Here is an 18,569-nt window from a genome sequence, read left to right on the forward strand (position 1 = left end):
CCGAGGCCACCATCAGTCGGACGGCTCCCCACTCTCCCCGCGCAGCCGTGCCAGCTTCTGCTCGAGCTCCGCGATCGTGCGATCGCGCCGGTGCAGTTCGACGATCACCCGCTGCTCCCCCTCCCGCATGCCCTCCTGGTAGACCGCCCGGACAAAGGCACCGGCGGTCCGCTGGTCGAGCTCCGAGACCACCATCAGCTCCCTGGTGAAACGGACCACCGGATGCTCGTCCATGCCCCCAGGAGACCGCCCCCGGGCCTCGCCCGCCACCCGGCGCCTGCCCGGGGCGGGGGCGAGAGCCCGCTCAGGCGTTCTCCGCCTGGAACATCCAGTGGTGCTTCTCGAGGTCGGCCGTCAGCCCGATCAGGAGGTCCTGGGTGACCGGGTCCGGTTCATCGGTGGCCCGGATGCGTTCGCGCATCCGCTTGATCACGGCGGCGAGCGCCGCGACAAGAATGCGCACCGATTCCGTGTCCTTGTTCCAGCCGCCCCCGATCGCCTCGATCCCGCTGGTCTTGGCAACCGTCTCGGCCCGTCCGTCCGGGGCCAGACCCAGTGCCGACGCGCGCTCGGCCACCGTGTCCGCGTGCTCGCGCGCCGATGCGACGACTTCGTCGAGCTGCCGGTGTATGGGGAGGAACCGGGGTCCCACGATGGTCCAGTGGACCTGCTTGGAGACCAGGGAAAGATCCACCAAGTCGACGAGCGCACCCTGCAGTGCATCACCGACGACCTTGCGATCCTGTTCCGACAACGGGCTCTTGACGACAGACATCCGCTTTCTCCTCTTCAGCGCCTGAATCCGTTTACTCCCGTTTTTCCACCATGGCACAGAGACGGAAAGCGGGCCCGAAAACGCCGGGGTCCCGGTCGGTTCGACCGGGACCCCGGGTGACAATGCCCAGACGCTTTGGAACGGTGTCAGGCCGCGACCACATCCACGGCTTCCGCCGGTGCCTTGATGGTCACGCGCTCCGCCGGAACGCCCGAAACGGACGCCACGGACACGGAGTTGAACATCGGCCGCATCGGCGCGGGTACCGGCTCGCTCGCCGCCGCCGACTGCGCCAGCTCGGCAAGCGACAATTCATCACTCACCTCACGCATGACCTCGGACATCCTTACGTCCAGAGCGTCGCAGATTGCGGAGAGAAGCTCGGAGGACGCCTCTTTCTGCCCGCGCTCGACCTCGGAGAGGTAACCGAGCGAGACCCTGGCCGATGAGGAGACCTCGCGCAGAGTGCGGCCCTGGCGCTGGCGCTGCCGACGCAGCACGTCACCAAGCAGGCGACGGAGCAAAATCATCGGTGGCTCCCTCCTTGGACCGCGAATCCGGATCCTTCACGCCCCACCGTACCGCCTCGGGGTGCGGCCGTGCGGGGAGCTATGTCGTGTTCACTCAGGGCTGCAAACATCCATTCCCCCCGTTGTGTTCCGTATCCTTTGCCCCCGCGTTCCCGGTCAGTTCGCCCAGCAGCAGCGCGAGGACGGCACCGACGCTCTCGGTCCTGATCCGCTCCCGGTCGCCCGCCAGCGACAGCTCGCGCACGGTGCCGCTGCCGCCGGGGCCCAGCACCGCGACGAAGACCGTCCCGACGGCCTTGCCGTCCTGGGGGGTGGGACCCGCCACCCCGGTCGTGGCCAGCCCCCAGTCCGCGTTCAGCAGCGCCCGTACACCCCGTGCCATCTGCCGGGCGACCTCGGCGTCGACCGCTCCGCGCTCGGCGAGCAGCAGTGCGTCCACCCCCAGCACATCGCGCTTGACCTCGCTCGCGTAGGCGGTGACCGAGCCCCGCACCACCCGGGAGGCGCCCGGGATGGTGGTCAGCGCGGCCGAGACCAGGCCGCCGGTGAGCGACTCGGCGACCGCGACCGTACGGTTGTCCCGCTCCAGCGCCGCCAGTACCTCCCGCGCAGGCCCGTGATCCGCCGTGCTCACTCCGCGGACCCCCCGGCCGGAGCCGCCCGGCGCAGCACGATCGCCTGCCGCACATAGTCGAGCCCGGTGAGCACGGTCAGGACCACGGCGACCGCCATCACCCAGAAGCGGAAGGTGGCCAGCAGCCCGGTGAGCGGCAGGATGTACATCCCCACGCCCACCCCCTGCGCGAGCGTCTTCAGCTTGCCGCCCCGGCTGGCCGGGATGACCCCATGCCTGATCACCCAGAACCGCATCAGCGTGATGCCGACCTCGCGGAAGAGGATCACGCCCGTGACCCACCAGGGCAGGTCGTTCAGGGCCGAGAGGCAGATCAGGGCCGCGCCCATGATCGCCTTGTCGGCGATGGGGTCGGCGATCTTGCCGAAGTCGGTGACCAGGTTGTAGGTACGGGCCAGATGACCGTCAAAGAGATCGGTGATCATGGCGATCGCGAACGCGGCCCAGGCGAAGGAGCGCCAGGCCTGGTCATAGCCGCCGTTGTGCAGCATCAGCAGGACGAATCCGGGCACCAGGCACAGGCGGATCATGGTGAGGATGTTGGCGATGTTCCACAACCGGACCGGCCGCTTGGCTGCCGTCGGGGCGGGACCGCTCGCGGCTGAGGCCGGGACTCCGCTCATCTGCCCGCCTCCTCGGTACACCTGCCGTCTCCGACAGGCTCGGCGACGAGGTCAACTCCCTCGCTCGCCACCACCTTCGCCACGACCATACGGCCGGGAGCCGGTGTGGTGTCCATGGCATCGACGGCGTCCATGGCGAGCGCCACCTGGCCATCGGTCTCGGGGGCCTGGTGCGCGGCCCGGCCGATGACCCCCTCCTCGTCGTCCACGCGGTCGACCAGTACCTCGATTGTCTCCCCGATCCGCTCCTCGGCGCGCTGCGCGGTCAGCTCCTCGGCCAGCCGGGAGACCCGGGCCAGACGCTCCGCGACGACCTCGGGGTCGACCTTGTGCTCATAGCCCGCCGCCTCGGTGCCGTCCTCGTCGGAGTAACCGAACACCCCGATCGCGTCCAGCCGCGCCTCGGACAGGAAACGTTCCAGCTCAGCAAGGTCGTCCTCGGTCTCGCCGGGGAAGCCGACGATGAAGTTGGAGCGGGCTCCGGCCTGCGGGGCCTTGCTCCGGATCCGGTCGAGCAGCTCCAGGAAGCGGTCGGTGTCGCCGAAGCGGCGCATCGCGCGCAGCACACCGGGCGCCGAGTGCTGGAAGGACAGGTCGAAGTAGGGGGCGACCTTCTCGGTGGAGGTGAGCACGTCGATCAGGTCGGGCCGCATCTCGGCGGGCTGGAGGTAGCTGACCCGCACCCGCTCCAGGCCGTCCACGGCCGCCAGCTCGGGGAGCAGCGTCTCCAGCAGCCGGATGTCTCCGAGGTCCTTGCCGTACGAGGTGTTGTTCTCGGAGACCAGCATGATCTCCTTGACGCCCTGCTCCGCCAGCCAGCGCGTCTCGGCCAGCACATCGGAGGGGCGGCGGGAGATGAAGGACCCGCGGAAGGAGGGGATGGCACAGAACGAGCACCGGCGGTCACACCCCGAGGCGAGCTTCACCGAGGCGACCGGGCTGGTGCCGAGCCTGCGGCGCAGCGGGGCCCGTGGTCCGGAGACCGGAGCGATGCCCTCCGGAAGATCCGCCGGGGCGGTGCCCGGCTGCTGCGCGTGCCCCGGCAGGGCCGCGACGGGGGCGTTCTGCCGCTCGACGGGGCTGACCGGCAGCAGCTTGCGCCGGTCGCGCGGGGTGTGGGCGGCGTGGATGCCGCCGGAGAGGATGGTCTGGAGGCGGTCGGAGATGTCGGCGTAGTCGTCGAAGCCGAGCACACCATCGGCCTCTGGCAGTGCGTCGGCGAGTTCCTTGCCGTACCGCTCGGCCATGCAGCCGACGGCCACCACGGCCTGGGTGCGACCGCCGCGGCCCTCGGCGGACGCGGCCTTGAGGTCGTTGGCCTCGAGCAGGGCGTCGACGGAATCCTTTTTGGCGGCCTCGACAAAGCCGCAGGTGTTGACGACGGCCACATCGGCGTCGGCGGCGTCCTCGACGAGGTCCCAGCCATCCGCCGCCAAGCGGCCTGCCAGCTCCTCCGAGTCCACCTCGTTACGGGCGCAGCCAAGTGTGACAAGAGCGACGGTACGGCGTTCGGGCATAGGGCTCAGCCTACTTTGTCCCGGCGCCGCGTCGGCTGCCGAGTGGCCCGCGGACGCGGAGAGCCTGATCACCCCGGGTGGCTCTCCGCATCCCCGGCCGGATCGCCGTCGTGGCAGGTCAACCCGCCACCGGATCACCCTTGGTGTAGGTCAGCCGCTGGACCTGCCCGTCGCCTCCCACCTTCTTGATCTGTTTGCCGTTCACAAACAATTGCACGGCCCCGGCATTGCCCAGCACCAGGTCGATTTGTTTGCTGTCGGTGAACGTCTTGGAGGCACCGCGCTTGAGCACGCCCTCCTCCGCCCACTTTCCGTCGTGGCCCTTGGCGGACATCCAGGTCTGGTCCTTTTCCGCGGTGAGTTTGACGGTGACCTTGTTGGCCGGAATGCCGGCGATGGCGCTTTCGGAGGGCTCGGGCTTGGAGTCGGCCGCCTTGCTCGCGGCGGGCTTGCCCGGGGCTTTCGGCGGCTTGCCGGAGGGTCCGGCCGCGACGGAGTCGTCCTGGCCCTTCGCTCCGCCGTTGAAGATCGAGAATCCCACGAAGCCGACGACGGCGACGATCGCGGCGACCATGGCGGCCGTCCAATTGGGCCGCCGGGGCTCGGACCGGATCCGCTCGGCGTCGAAGACCGGCGCGGCCCGGCTCGGCCTGGGGCGTCCGCCGTGCTCGGCGTCGTACCGCGAGACCAGATCCGTGGGGTCGATGCCGACGGCGCGGGCCAGCGTGCGGACATGGCCGCGGGCATAGACATCGCCGCCGCAGCGGGAGAAATCATCCTGTTCGATCGCATGCACGATCGGAATGCGTACCCGGGTGGTCGAACTGACTTCGTCTACGGTCAATCCGGCATTGATACGGGCCTGCTGGAGGGAGCGGCCGATGGACGGCCGGTCGTCTTCCGGAGATTCCGGGGGAGAGTTGCCGATGGACACGTGGGCGCCTTTCGAGCGTGCAGCCACCTGCTGGAATATCAGTCTAGGGGGGATGCGAAAGGGTCCGGCAAGCGGAAAGCCGGACTTTGTACGCCATCAGAAGGCTCTGCCGCGTCGACAGTGGAATTTCGCCCCTCCCTGCCCTCTCAACTGTGCGCTCGGCCCAGAGAAACGGTGGGTCAGGGACCTTTTCCAGCCGACGGATCACCGGCGAAGCCGACCGTCGAGGCCTTCAGGAACCGCCGTCCCCGCGGATCAGCGCGAGCACCCCGTCCAGCTCATCGGGCTTGACGAGTACATCGCGAGCCTTGGAACCCTCGCTCGGGCCCACGATGTTGCGCGACTCCATCAGGTCCATGAGCCTGCCCGCTTTCGCGAAGCCCACACGCAGTTTGCGCTGCAGCATCGAGGTGGAACCGAATTGGGTGGAGACGACCAGTTCGGCGGCCTGGCACAGCAGGTCGAGGTCGTCGCCGATATCCTCGTCGATCTCCTTCTTCTTCGCCGTCCCGACCGTGACGTCGTCCCGGAAGACGGGTGCCATCTGGTCCTTGCAGTGCTTGACGACGGCCCCGACCTCGGCCTCGGTCACAAAGGCGCCCTGCATGCGGATCGGTTTGTTCGCCCCCATCGGCAGGAAGAGGCCGTCGCCCTTGCCGATCAGCTTCTCGGCGCCCGGCTGGTCCAGGATGACCCGGCTGTCGGCCAGCGAGGAGGTGGCGAAGGCGAGCCGGGAGGGCACGTTCGCCTTGATGAGACCGGTGACCACATCGACCGACGGCCGCTGGGTGGCGAGCACCAGATGGATGCCGGCGGCTCTGGCGAGCTGGGTGATGCGGACGATCGAGTCCTCGACATCACGCGGAGCCACCATCATCAGATCCGCCAACTCGTCCACGATGACCAGCAGATACGGATACGGCGACAGCTCCCGCCCGCTGCCGTCCGGCGGGGTGACCTTGCCCTCGCGCACAGCCGCGTTGAAGTCGTCGATGTGCCGGAAGCCATAGGCCGCCAGGTCGTCGTAGCGCAGGTCCATCTCGCGCACCACCCACTGCAGGGCCTCGGCGGCGCGCTTGGGGTTGGTGATGATCGGCGTGATCAGGTGCGGGATGCCCTCGTAGGCGGTCAGTTCGACGCGCTTGGGATCGACGAGCACCATCCGTACATCCTCCGGGGTGGCGCGCACCATCACCGAGGTGATCAGGCAGTTGATGCAGGACGACTTGCCGGAGCCGGTGGCGCCGGCGACCAGGATGTGCGGCATCTTCGCCAGATTGGCCATCACATAGCCGCCCTCGACGTCCTTGCCCAGCGCGACCAGCATCGGGTGCTCGTCACCTGCGGCGTCCGCGAGCCGCAGCACATCGCCCAGGTTGACCATCTCGCGGTCGGTGTTGGGGATCTCGATGCCGACCGCGGACTTGCCCGGGATCGGACTGATGATCCGCACATCCGGGCTGGCGACGGCATAGGCGATGTTCTTGGCGAGTGCGGTGATCCGCTCGACCTTGACCGCGGGGCCCAGCTCCACCTCATAGCGGGTGACCGTCGGGCCACGGGTGAATCCGGTGACCGCGGCATCGACCTTGAACTCCGCGAAGACGTTCGTCAGTGCGGCCACTATGGCGTCGTTGGCGGCGCTGCGGGCCTTTCCGGGGCCACCGCGCTCCAGCAGCTCGAGCGAGGGCAGCGAGTAGGTGATGTCGCCCGCGAGCTGCAGCTGCTCGGCCCTGGCCGGCAGCCCCGCCGGGGGCTCGGGCGCGGACTTGGTCAGATCCAGCACACCCGCCGGCTTACGGCCCGGCTCCGCGCCGGACGGCGTTCCGGGCACCGCGACCGTGCGTTCGTCCTCCGGCGAGATGCCGCTGCTGAGCCCGGCGACCAGCGGGGACGGCTGCACTCCGTGCAGCACCGCGCCGTCCAGCGAGGCGGCCGCGGCCGCCGCCACGTCCACCGCATCCGGCTCCCGGCCCGCCGCCGGACGGCGCGGACGGCGGCGCTTGGTGAGTGCCTCCTCCTCGGCCTGCTCCGCGTCCGGCCCGCCGTCACCGGCCGTGCGCCGGGGGCGTGCGGCTGGTGCGTCGCGCCACTCGGCGCCGTACTCGCCCGCATACCGGTCGTCCGGCTGGTACTCCCCGGGCATCGGCTCTATCACCCCGAGCCTTATCCCCAGCTGCCGCAGCCGCCGCGGAATGGCATTGACCGGGGTGGCGGTGACCACCAACAGCCCGAACACGGTGAGCAGTACGAGCAGGGGCACGGCGAGCACCTCGCCGACCGTGAAGATCAGGGGCTTGGAGGCGGCCCAGCCGATCAGGCCGCCGGCGTCCTGCAGCGCCTGGGAACCGTCGCCCCGGCCCGGCGCCCCACAGGCCACATGGACCTGCCCGAGCACGCCGACGACCAGCGCGGACAGGCCGATGATGATGCGTCCGTTCGCCTCGGGCCGCTCGGGGTGGCGGAACAGCCGGACCGCGATGATGCCGAGAAGTATCGGCACCACCAGGTCAAGCCGCCCAAAGGCGCCCGTGACCAGCATCTTCACCAGGTCGCCCACCGGGCCCTCAAGATGGGACCAGGTGCCCGCGGCGACGATCAGGGCGAAGCCGAGGAGGAGCAGCGCGAGCCCGTCCTTGCGGTGTGCGGGGTCGAGGCGCTTGGCGCCGCGGCCCACTCCCCGGAACATCGCCCCGACGCCCTGCGCCAGGCCGCGCCCGGCGCGACGGGCGCCCCCGGCCGCGGACGGCGCGCGCTTGGGGGCCGCCTTGGCGGCGGCCTTCCCGGCGGGTGCCCTGCCCGCCGCCTTCGGCGCCGCCTTCTTCCTGGCGGGCGCCTTCGCGGCGGCTCCCCCGGCGCGTCCGGCGCGCTGCTTGGAGTTGCCCGCCGTGCTCTGGGAACCCTTGCCGGACGTACGTGAGGCCATGGTGCCGAGGTTACCGTCGTCGACGTGTGGTTACACCCGCGCCCGGGTGTTCACCCATTCGTGTCGCGTCCGAGTGGTGGCAACGGTGACGCGACATCAAACGGCCCGCCGAGCACCCCGGGCGACGCGGCGTCACCCTCAGGTCTGCGACGGGACCGGCGGCGCGTTGCTGCCCGCGCCCGGCTCGAGCGCGTCCAGCGCCCGGCGCAGGCCGCTGAGTTTGCGCTCCAGATGAGCGGCGGTGGCGACGGCCGCCGCATCCGCGGATTCGTCCAGCTGTTTGGATAGCGCCTCGGCCTGCTCCTCGACAGCCGCCAGCCGCGCCGACAGCTCGGCGAGCAGCCCCGCGGGCTCCGGAGGCTCGGCCACCGAACCCCGGCCGGACTGGCCGCCGTTCTCCAGCTGCAGCCGCAACAGGGCCGCCTGCTCGCGCAACTGGCAGTTCTTCATATACAGCTCGACGAAGACCGAGACCTTGGCCCGCAGCACCCAGGGGTCGAAGGGCTTGGAGATGTAGTCCACCGCGCCCGCGGCATAGCCGCGGAAGGTGTGGTGCGGACCGTGGTTGATGGCCGTGAGGAAGATGATCGGGATGTCCCGGGTCCTCTCCCGGCGCTTGATGTGCGCCGCGGTCTCGAAACCATCCATGCCAGGCATCTGGACGTCCAGCAGGATCACCGCGAAGTCGTCCGTCAGCAGCGCCTTGAGCGCTTCCTCCCCTGACGATGCCCGCACCAGTGTCTGATCGAGCGCCGAGAGGATGGCCTCCAGCGCGAGCAGATTTTCCGGCCGGTCATCGACCAGGAGGATCTTGGCCTTCTGCACCATGGCCCGTCCTCCTCGCCCCGGCGTGGAGCTTCCCCTGCTCAAAGAGCTTGGGGAAGCACCGGGAGCCGCCCCAGGGGACGACTCCCTTGCGCCGCCCGTCCTTGTGCCGGTCATGGTAGCCGCACCCCGGCCGTCACCACACCCTGTCACCACGATGTCACTGCGCACTTAGCGGAAACGTGCCGGGAGATGGGAAAGTTCCCGGAATGCCGCGCTCCCGCCGTCTTGGCCGCGGTGGGCCGGGGACCGGCCGGGCGGCCGTCACTCGGCGCGCATCCACTGCTCCATCACTGTCAGCAGCTGATCGGTGTCAACCGGCTTGGTGACATAGTCGGACGCCCCGGCGTCGATGCTCTTCTCCCGGTCGCCCTTCATCGCCTTCGCGGTGAGCGCGATGATGGGCAGGCCCGCGAACTGCGGCATCCTGCGGATGGCGGCCGTCGTGGCATAGCCGTCCATCTCCGGCATCATGATGTCCATCAGGACCACCACGACATCGTCGTGCTGTTCCAGGACCTCGATCCCCTCCCGGCCGTTCTCCGCGTAGAGCACCGAGAGCCCGTGCTGCTCCAGCACGCTGGTGAGGGCGAACACATTGCGGATGTCGTCGTCGACGATCAGCACCTTCTCGCCGTGGAAGCCGAGGCGCACGCCGCTCGGCGCCGCCTGGCCGTCGTCACTCACCGCAGTCGGCGGCCACTGCTCCGGCGCGACGGGGACGGCCGGCTGCTGAGCCCTCGCACCCTGGTGCGACCCCTCGGCCTCCCTGGGCCCGGCCAGTTGCGCGGCCCGGCGACGGCGCAGGAAGAGTCCGGCCGCCCCGCTCGGGAACGCGTCCGGGCCGGCACCGCTCTCCGCCGGCCGGCCCACCACCGCCGATGCGGCCTGCTCCTCGCCGGCCTGGCCCGCCGACGGGAGCTGCGGGTAGCCCTCGGCCGACAACTCGCCCGCGTTGAGCGGCAGATAAAGGGTGAAGGTGGAGCCGCGGCCCGGCTCGCTCGCCGCATGGATCTCACCGCCGAGCAGCCGGGCGATCTCCCGGCTGATGGACAACCCCAGCCCGGTTCCGCCGTACTTGCGGCTGGTCGTCCCGTCGGCCTGCTTGAACGCCTCGAAGATCACCCGCATCTTGCTCGCCGCGATGCCGATGCCGGTGTCCGTGACGGAGAAGGCGATCAGTTCGCCGTCGGCGTCGCGCAATGCCCCGGACTCCAGCAGCTGCTCGCGGATGGAGTCCGGCACGTCCGTGCCCGCCGGCCTGATGACCAGTTCGACCGCGCCGGTGTCGGTGAACTTGACCGCGTTGGACAGCAGGTTGCGCAGCACCTGGAGCAGCCGCTGCTCATCCGTGTGGAGGGTGGCCGGCAGCTCCGGCGAGACCCGTACGGAGAAGTCGAGCCCCTTTTCCGCCGTCAGCGGCCGGAAGGTGGCCTCCACATAGTCGACGAGCTGGACCAGTGCGATGCGGGTCGGGCTGACGTCCATCTTGCCCGCCTCGACCTTCGACAGGTCCAGGATGTCGTTGATCAGCTGGAGCAGGTCGGAGCCCGCGCCATGGATCGTCTCGGCGAACTCCACCTGCTTCGGTGAGAGGTTGCCGTCCGCGTTGTCGGCCAGCAGCTTGGCCAGGATCAGCAGCGAGTTGAGCGGGGTGCGCAGCTCGTGCGACATATTGGCGAGGAACTCGGACTTGTAGCGCATCGAGACGGCGAGCTGCTCGGCGCGCTCCTCGAGCACCTGCCGGGCGTCCTCGATCTCGGTGTTCTTGACCTCGATGTCGCGGTTCTGCCGGGCCAGCCGCTCGGACTTCTCCTCCAGCTCGGCGTTGGAGATCTCCAGCGCCTTCTGCCGGTTCTCCAGCTCCGCCGACCGCTCCCGCAGCTGCTCGGTCAGCTCCTGCGACTGCTTGAGCAGCACCTCGGTCTTGGTGTTGACGCTGATCGTGTTGACGCTGGTGCCGATCATCTCGGCGATCTGGCTCAGGAAGTCCTGTTGGATCTGCGCGAACTTCTGGAACGATGCCAGCTCGATCACGCCGAGCACCTGTCCCTCGAACAGCACCGGCAGCACGATGACATGAGCCGGCGGCGCCTCCCCCAGCCCGGAGGCGATCTTGAGATAGCCCGGCGGCACGCTCTCCACCAGAATGGTGCGCTTCTCCTCGGCCGCGGTGCCGATGAGCGTCTCCCCCGGCTGGAAGGAGGTCGGCATCGAGCCCGTGGAGCAGCCGTACGAGCCGAGCATGCGCAGCTCGTACGCGTCCTCGGCGCCGGCCGTCTCCTGGCCGCCGGTCGGCATCGCCAGGAAGAACGCGCCGTGTTGTGCGGAGACCACCGGGGTCAGCTCGCTCATGATCAGTCCGGCGACGTCCTCCAGGTCCCGGCGGCCCTGCATCAGACCGGAGATGCGGGCGAGGTTGCCCTTGAGCCAGTCCTGTTCCTTGTTGGCGAGCGTGGTCTCCCGCAGGTTGGCGATCATCGTGTTGATGTTGTCCTGGAGCTCCAGGATCTCGCCGGCCGCGGCGACGTCGATCCTGAGATTGAGGTCGCCGCGAGTGACGGCGGTGGCGACCTCGGCGATGGCCCGCACCTGGCGGGTCAGATTGCCCGCCATCTCATTGACCGACTCGGTGAGGTCGCGCCAGGTGCCGTCCACATCGCGCACCCGCGCCTGGCCGCCCAGCTGTCCTTCGGTGCCCACCTCCCGGGCCACCCTGGTCACTTGCTCGGCGAAGTCCGACAGCTGGTCGACCATGGTGTTGATGGTGGTCTTCAGCTGGAGGATCTCACCCCGGGCATCAATGTCGATCTTCTTGGTGAGGTCGCCCTGGGCGATGGCGGTGGTCACCATCGCGATGTTGCGGACCTGCCCGGTCAGGTTGGAGGCCATCGAGTTCACGGACTCGGTGAGGTCCTTCCAGGTGCCGCTGACGCCGGGCACCCGTGCCTGGCCGCCGAGCCGGCCGTCGGTGCCCACCTCCCGGGCCACCCGGGTGACCTCGTCGGCGAACGACGACAGCGTGGTCACCATGATGTTGACGGTGTCGGCCAGCTGCGCGACCTCGCCGCGCGCCTCCACGGTGACCTTCTTGGTCAGGTCGCCATTGGCGACCGCCCCCGCGACCTGCGAGATGTTACGGACCTGGCTGGTCAGGTTGTTGGCCATCAGGTTGACGTTGTCGCTGAGGTCCTTCCAGATGCCGGTGACGTCGCGCACCCGGGCCTGGCCGCCCAACTGGCCTTCCGTGCCCACCTCCCGCGCCACCCGGGTGACCTGCTCGGCGAAGTCCGACAGCTGGTCGACCATGGTGTTCACGGTGGTGACGAGCTCCAGGATCTCGCCCTTGGCATCGACGGTGATCTTCTTCGACAGATCGCCCTTGGCGACCGCCGTGGTCACCTCGGCGATGTTGCGCACCTGGATCGTCAGATTGTTGGCCATGAAGTTGACCGACTGGGTGAGGTCCTTCCAGGTGCCGGAGACGCCCTGCACCTCCGCCTGGCCGCCCAGGATGCCCTCGGTGCCCACCTCCCGGGCGACCCGGGTGACCTGGTCGGCGAAGGCCGAGAGCTGATCCACCATCGTATTGATGGTGTTCTTCAACTCCAGAATCTCGCCCCGCGCATCCACATCGATCTTCTGCGACAGATCACCACGCGCCACCGCCGTGGCCACCTGGGCGATGTTGCGGACCTGGGTGGTCAGATTGCCCGCCATCCCGTTCACCGAGTCGGTCAGGTCACGCCAGACGCCCGCCACCCCGGGCACCTGAGCCTGGCCGCCGAGCCGGCCGTCGGTGCCCACCTCCCGGGCCACCCGCGTCACTTGCTCGGCGAAGGCCGAGAGCTGATCCACCATCGTATTGATGGTGTTCTTCAACTCCAGAATCTCGCCCCGCGCATCCACATCGATCTTCTGCGACAGATCACCACGCGCCACTGCCGTCGTCACCTGGGCGATCTGCCGCACCTGCGAGGTGAGGTTGCCGGCCATGAAGTTGACCGAGTCGGTCAACTCCTTCCAGGTGCCACTGACCCCGGGCACCCGCGCCTGACCACCGAGCCGGCCTTCCGTGCCCACGTCCCGCGCCATCCGCGTGACCTGGTCGGCGAACGCAGACAGCTGGTCGACCATCGTGTTGACGGTGTTCTTCAACTGCAGCATCTCACCGGAGACTTCAACGGTGACCTTCTGCCCCAGATCACCATTGGCCACCGCCGTCGTCACCTGAGCGATATTGCGCACCTGGCCGGTGAGATTGCGGAAGGCCGTGTTCACCGAATCGGTGAGATCCTTCCACGTACCCGCCGCACCCGGCACCTGCGCCTGCCCGCCGAGCTCGCCCTCGACGCCGATCTCCCGGGCCACCCGCGTCACTTCGGCGCTGAAGGACTGCAGCTGGTCCACCATCGAATTGACGGTGTTCTTCAACTCCAGCATCTCACCGGACACATCGACGGTGACCTTCTGCCCCAGATCACCATTGGCCACCGCCGTCGTCACCTGAGCGATGTCCCGCACCTGGCCGGTGAGATTACGGAAGGCCGTGTTCACCGAATCGGTAAGATCCTTCCACGTACCCGCCGCACCCGGCACCTGCGCCTGCCCGCCCAGCAGGCCGTCGGCCCCGATCTCGCTGGCCACCCGGGTCACCTCGTCGGCGAAGGTGCGCAGCGTCTCCGTCATCTGGTTGATCGTCTCGGCCAGTTGCGCGATCTCGCCCCGCGCGCTCACGGTGACCTTCTGCGACAGATCGCCACTGGCCACCGCCGTGGTGACCTGAGCGATCCCCCGCACCTGGGCCGTGAGGTTTCCGGCCATCAGGTTCACCGAGTCGGTGAGGTCCTTCCAGACCCCGGCCACCCCCGGCACCTGTGCCTGGCCGCCCAGCTCACCCTCGGTGCCCACCTCCCGGGCGACCCGGGTGACCTCGGAGGCGAAGGAAGACAGCTGGTCGACCATGGTGTTGACGGTGTTCTTCAGCTCCAGCATCTCCCCGGCCACATGAACCGTGACTTTCCGGGAGAGATCACCCTTTGCGACCGCCGTCGTCACCAGCGCGATATCACGCACCTGAGCGGTCAATCGTGATGCCATCGTGTTGACGGAGTCCGTGAGATCCTTCCAGGAACCCGACATACCGCGCACCCGGGCCTGCCCGCCGAGCTTTCCCTCGGTGCCGACCTCGCTGGCCACCCGCGTCACTTCATCGGTGAACGCCGACAGCTGGTCCACCAGGCCGTTGACGGTCCGCCCCACCTTGAGGAACTCACCGCGCAGCGGATGCGCCGCACCATCCACCCCTTGGGCCCGCAGGTCCATCCGCTGCTCGAGATCGCCGTCGGCGACCGCCGAGAGCACCCGGCCCACCTCGGAGACCGGCCGCACCAGGTCGTCCACCAGGGCATTGGACGCGTCGACGGCGGCCGCCCAGGCGCCCTCACAGGCGCCGACCTCCAGCCGCTCGGTGAGTTTGCCCTCCCGGCCGACCACCCGCCGCACCCGCGCCAGCTCCCCCGTGAGCTGGAGGTTACGGTCCGCGACCTCATTGAACACCGCCGCGATCTGGGACAGCGCGCCATCGCCCGAAACCGTCAGGCGCTTGCGGAAGTTCCCGTCCCGCATGGCCTCCATCGCGGACAGCAGCCGCTGCAGGGCCGCACTGTCCACCTCCGTCGTCCCATTGGGCCGGGACCGTCCGCCCTTCGCGCGCGTGCTGCCGCTCCGCGCCGCTCCGCCAGACTCCACCGTGTCCCTCCCGCAGGTTCACTGATCCTCGTAGGGTTTTCGCTTCCAGCTTTCCCAGTGTTTCACCCAAGCGCACCGGAGCGGCTGCCCGTCAGAGCGTAACCAGACTGTCGAGGACTCGTTTAAACCGAACAGGACTCGGCTGGCACTCCAGGGGAAGCAGTCACCACGGCGACAGCATCACCCGCCCAGCACCCCCGCGCCGGAAAGCGTGTACGGGTTGCGAGGCCATCGCATTCACTCCCGAATTACCCGACTCTGTTCCCCATCGCCCGGGCCGACGGTTTAGCCTGGCGGACGAATCACCGTCATGGGAATGGGCACAGGACTCGGGGGAGCGATGAGAGGCCAATGGGGAGTGCTGTGATCACCGCGCGGGCAGCCGCAAGCTTCGAGCCGGTCGGACGTTCGGTCGCCGCCGCTCGCGCCTTTGTCCGGGACACGCTCCAGGGCTGGGGATTCCCCGACATCATCGACGATGCCGTCGTTCTGACCAGCGAGCTGGTCACCAACGCCGTGGTGCACGCCGGCACCGCCGCCGACGTCCTGTGCGTACGCACGGACGCGGGCGTGCGCGTCGAGGTGAGCGACCACTACCCGGAGCGCGAGCTCCCCCTGCAGAGCCCCGCCCGCAATGCCGCCCGGCAGTTCGGCGCCCTCGACCGCGAGGGCGGGCGCGGCCTGCTCCTGTGCACGGCACTGGCCGCCCACTGGGGCGTCGAATACACCTCCACCCACAAAAAGGTGTGGTTCCGGCTCGACCTCGAGGACCGTCCCGCGGGCACCCGCTCCGCCGGACCCGCACTCCCCGCCGAGGCCCTGCCGGTCGCCGAGGCCCGGGTGCGGGTGGCGGTCGTCCAGATCGACCGCTCCGGCGGCATCAACGCCTGGAACGACGACGCCGAGCACCTCTTCGGCTACACCGCGGACCAGGTCACCGGCAAACCCCTGGCCGACCTCGCCGCCTGGCCACACACCCCCGGCACCTCCACCGGCATCGCCGAAGCCCTGCTCCTGTCCCGCTGGGAAGGCTCGTACGGCATACGGGGCGCGGACGGCCGCGTCATCCCCGTCTACGCCTCCCACCTGCGGGTCCGCGACAACGCCGGCGCTCCCTCCACCGTCTGCCTGCTGGTCCGCGATGACGAGCGCGCCGTGCTGCAGAGCCCCCAGCGCTCCCCGGCCACCGATGCCACCGCCGTGGACCGCGGCACCGCGACCGACCCCTTCGAGGTCTTCATCGGCTCCCCCGCACCCGACGACCTCGACGGCCTCCTGCAGCGCACCGTCGAACGCGCCCGGGACATGCTCGACGGCGACTCCGCCTATCTGCTCCTCGCCACCGACGACGAGACCGAGCTGGAAGTACGCGCCTCCACCGGGCTCCCCTCCGCCCGCCAGCGCTTCGCCCGGGTCCCCGTGGAAGCCGGCACCGGCCGCTACGGCTCGGCCCGGATGCCCGCCGTCCATGACGACCTCAGCGCCGTCCCCGGCGCGGTCCCCCTGCTCACCGACACCGGCATGCGCTCCGTGGTGACCGTGCCCCTCAAGGTCGAGGGCCGGCTCACCGGCTCGCTCGGGGTCGCCGCCGAGGCCCCCCACCGCTACGGCAACGAGGAGGCGCTGCGCCTGCAGTTCGCCGCCGACCGCATTGCCCTCGCCGTCGAATCCGCCCGCCTCGGCGAACTGGAGCGGCTGCGCCGCGGCTCCCTCTCCTTCCTCGTCGAGGCCTCCGACCTGCTGGCCGGCACCCTCGACCGGGACCAGACCCTGGCCCTGATGGCCCAGATGACCGTCCCCACCCTCGCCACCTGGTGCGCCGTCTACACCATCGCCGACCAGTCCTCGGAGCCCGAACTCTCCTACGTGCTGCACGAGGACGAGGACCTCATCGACGGGCTCAAGGCCCTGCTCGCCAAGATCGCCCCGCCCGACCCCGTCCCCACTCCCGGCGCCCGTGTCTGGACCGCACCCGCCGAGGCCGCGCACGCCAAGGGGCTGCGCGCCGCACTGCGCGGCCTGAGCCTCGCGGATGTCACCGACCACTCCCCCGCCCCCGGCATCTCGCTGGCCACGGCCTCGGCCGTCGGCGGTGAAACCGTCGTCCTGCCGCTCGTCGCCCGCAACCGGGTCATCGGCATGCTCACCCTCGGCAAACCCACCGACGATCACTTCCGCCAGGAAATCCTCGAGCTCGCCGAGGATCTCTCCCGCCGCGCCGCGCTCGCCCTCGACAACGCCCGTCTCTACAGCGAGCGCACCGCCATCAGCCAGAGCCTCCAACGCAGCCTGCTCCCGCCCGGCATGCCGGACATCCCCGGCGTGGAGGTCGAGGTCATCTACCGCGCCGCCGGCGAGGGCAACGAGGTCGGCGGCGACTTCTACGACCTCTTCCCGATCCGCGACGGCGCCTACGGCTTCGCCATCGGTGACGTCTGCGGTACGGGCCCGGAGGCCGCCGCTGTCACCGGCCTCGCCCGGCATGCGCTGCGTCTCCTCGCCCGCGAGGGCTTCGGCGGGCCCGCGGTCCTGGAACGGCTCAACGCCGCCATCCTCGACGAGGGCGCCCGCAGCCGCTTCCTGACGCTGCTCTACGGCGAGTTGTGGCCGCAGGAGGACGGCAGCGCCCTGCTGAAGGTCGTGTGCGCCGGGCATCCGCTGCCGCTGCGCCTGCGCCAGGACGGCACCGTCGAGCCGGCCGCCGACCCCCAGCCACTGCTGGGTGTCATGGACGATCTCGAGCTGTACGAGCAGACGGTCACCCTCGACCCGGGCGATGTCCTGCTGTGCGTCACCGACGGGGTCACGGAGCGCCGCGAAGGCACCCGCATGCTGGGCGACGACGGACTGACCGAAGTCCTCACCACCTGCACGGGTCTGACCGCCGGTGCGGTCGCCGCCCGGGTGCTGCGCGCGGTCGAACGGTTCGCCGCCGAACCCGCTTCGGATGACATGGCGATCCTCGCCATGCGGGTGCCCGAACCTCCTCAGCCCTGAACACCCGTGCCTCACACGCAAGAAGGCCCCCGCCAACAGGCGAGGGTCTTCTTGCATTGAGCCCCAAAACGGAATCGAACCGTTGACCTTCTCCTTACCATGGAGACGCTCTGCCGACTGAGCTATTGGGGCCGGCAACGGGATAAAGCATACCCGACTTTCGCACATGCTTTTGACCAACTACCAGTGCCTCACTACGCGGCCACCGGCAACAGTCCACCGAGCCCATTGCACACCGACACCACTCGCTGCAGTTCCCGCCTCGTCATCCCCTCGTCGGCGGGAAGGGCGAGGCAGTCATCGGCGGCCCGCTCGGTCTCGGGAAGCCACAACTCCCGCCGGTACGCGGGGGTTCGGTGCACCGGAGTCTGTACGGGAACCCGGCACCGCACCCCACGCGCACGCAGGGCCCGCGCAAAGGCATCACGGTCCGGCCGCCCATTACCGGGGACCCGCACCACATAGGAGTGGTAGCTGTGCTCAACTCGGTTTGCCACCGGCGGTGTTAGCACGCCGGTCAGACGAGCGTCGAGGTATGCGGCATTCACTTGCCTCCGTCGCCTGGTCTGCGCGTCCGGCACCGCCTGCTCGACGTGTTCGACGACTGCCAACGTCCTCTCACCAGGCAGGCTTTGAAAGCCCATCAGGTGAATGGGGTAACCGAAGAGGCGTACGGGCACGATGGCCGAGGTGCGCGAGGTCACCGCATCGGCCACGGCCGCCGGGTCCAGGCAGAGGCTCCTCGGATCGATGTCCGCGAACACGGGCAGCGCCCCCACACTCCAAACCGCCTCGGCAGCCCCGGCAGTGGCGTAGGAGGGCACGATGACCTCGTCGCCGGACCGCACACCCGCCGCTTCGAGCATCTCCACTGTCCCCATACCTGCGGATGGTGGACGCGTAACGTTAACCCGACATGACACTCTGCACCGCATTATGGAAACAAAAAAGCTCTGGTGTCTGAACCAAGGTTCAGACACCAGAGCTTTCCTGAATAATTGTTCGGCGGCGTCCTACTCTCCCACACGGTCCCCCATGCAGTACCATCGGCGCTGAA

General features: G+C 69.3%; 12 protein-coding genes and 1 tRNA gene. 1 reads left to right on the plus strand and 12 read right to left on the minus strand.

Annotated elements, in window-relative coordinates; all coding sequences use genetic code 11:
* Positions 1 to 12: 12 nt before the first annotated feature.
* The 10 genes from ABCR83_RS26760 to ABCR83_RS26805 form a co-directional block, all read right to left on the minus strand.
* Positions 13 to 234, minus strand: a complete 222-nt coding sequence (locus ABCR83_RS26760) for a hypothetical protein (RefSeq protein WP_462697763.1) — start codon at positions 232 to 234, stop codon at positions 13 to 15.
* A 70-nt stretch (positions 235 to 304) separates the two neighbouring features.
* Positions 305 to 775, minus strand: coding sequence for a Dps family protein (locus tag ABCR83_RS26765; RefSeq protein ID WP_462697764.1), 471 nt, complete (start codon positions 773 to 775; stop codon positions 305 to 307).
* 146 nt (positions 776 to 921) lie between these two features.
* A complete protein-coding gene (locus tag ABCR83_RS26770; protein ID WP_462697765.1) occupies positions 922 to 1,305 on the minus strand; it encodes a helix-turn-helix domain-containing protein in 384 nt (127 codons plus the stop codon).
* A gap of 94 nt (positions 1,306 to 1,399) precedes the next feature.
* A complete protein-coding gene (locus tag ABCR83_RS26775) occupies positions 1,400 to 1,939 on the minus strand; it encodes a CinA family protein (RefSeq protein WP_462697766.1) in 540 nt (179 codons plus the stop codon).
* A complete protein-coding gene (gene pgsA, locus ABCR83_RS26780; protein WP_462697767.1) occupies positions 1,936 to 2,562 on the minus strand; it encodes a CDP-diacylglycerol--glycerol-3-phosphate 3-phosphatidyltransferase in 627 nt (208 codons plus the stop codon). Before pgsA ends, ABCR83_RS26775 begins: the two co-directional genes overlap by 4 nt.
* Entirely contained in the window at positions 2,559 to 4,079 is a 1,521-nt protein-coding gene (rimO, locus tag ABCR83_RS26785; RefSeq protein WP_462697768.1) for a 30S ribosomal protein S12 methylthiotransferase RimO, read from the minus strand. The genes pgsA and rimO overlap by 4 nt, the downstream gene beginning before the upstream one ends.
* A 118-nt stretch (positions 4,080 to 4,197) precedes the next feature.
* Entirely contained in the window at positions 4,198 to 5,013 is an 816-nt protein-coding gene (locus tag ABCR83_RS26790) for a helix-turn-helix domain-containing protein (protein ID WP_462697769.1), read from the minus strand.
* Positions 5,014 to 5,245: 232 nt separating this feature from the next.
* Complete coding sequence (locus tag ABCR83_RS26795; protein WP_462697770.1) at positions 5,246 to 7,939, minus strand: DNA translocase FtsK; 2,694 nt, start codon at positions 7,937 to 7,939, stop codon at positions 5,246 to 5,248.
* A gap of 138 nt (positions 7,940 to 8,077) precedes the next feature.
* Positions 8,078 to 8,767, minus strand: coding sequence for a response regulator (locus ABCR83_RS26800; protein ID WP_462697771.1), 690 nt, complete (start codon positions 8,765 to 8,767; stop codon positions 8,078 to 8,080).
* A 261-nt stretch (positions 8,768 to 9,028) separates the two neighbouring features.
* Positions 9,029 to 14,515: a HAMP domain-containing protein gene (locus ABCR83_RS26805; protein WP_462697772.1), complete on the minus strand. Its 5,487-nt coding sequence runs from the start codon at positions 14,513 to 14,515 to the stop codon at positions 9,029 to 9,031.
* Positions 14,516 to 14,866: 351 nt separating this feature from the next.
* On the opposite strand from ABCR83_RS26805, the gene ABCR83_RS26810 reads away from it, so the two are divergent.
* The gene (locus ABCR83_RS26810; RefSeq protein ID WP_462697773.1) at positions 14,867 to 17,512 is read left to right on the plus strand and encodes a SpoIIE family protein phosphatase; all 2,646 of its coding nucleotides are present in this window, start codon (positions 14,867 to 14,869) and stop codon (positions 17,510 to 17,512) included.
* Positions 17,513 to 17,571: 59 nt separating this feature from the next.
* Here the strand turns inward: ABCR83_RS26810 and ABCR83_RS26815 are convergent.
* Both ABCR83_RS26815 and ABCR83_RS26820 read right to left on the minus strand, forming a co-directional pair.
* A tRNA-Thr gene (locus ABCR83_RS26815) sits at positions 17,572 to 17,644 on the minus strand.
* 62 nt (positions 17,645 to 17,706) lie between these two features.
* The gene (locus ABCR83_RS26820) at positions 17,707 to 18,393 is read right to left on the minus strand and encodes a DegT/DnrJ/EryC1/StrS family aminotransferase (RefSeq protein ID WP_462697774.1); all 687 of its coding nucleotides are present in this window, start codon (positions 18,391 to 18,393) and stop codon (positions 17,707 to 17,709) included.
* Positions 18,394 to 18,569 lie beyond the last annotated feature (176 nt).

Source organism: Streptomyces xingningensis (assembly GCF_054957865.1).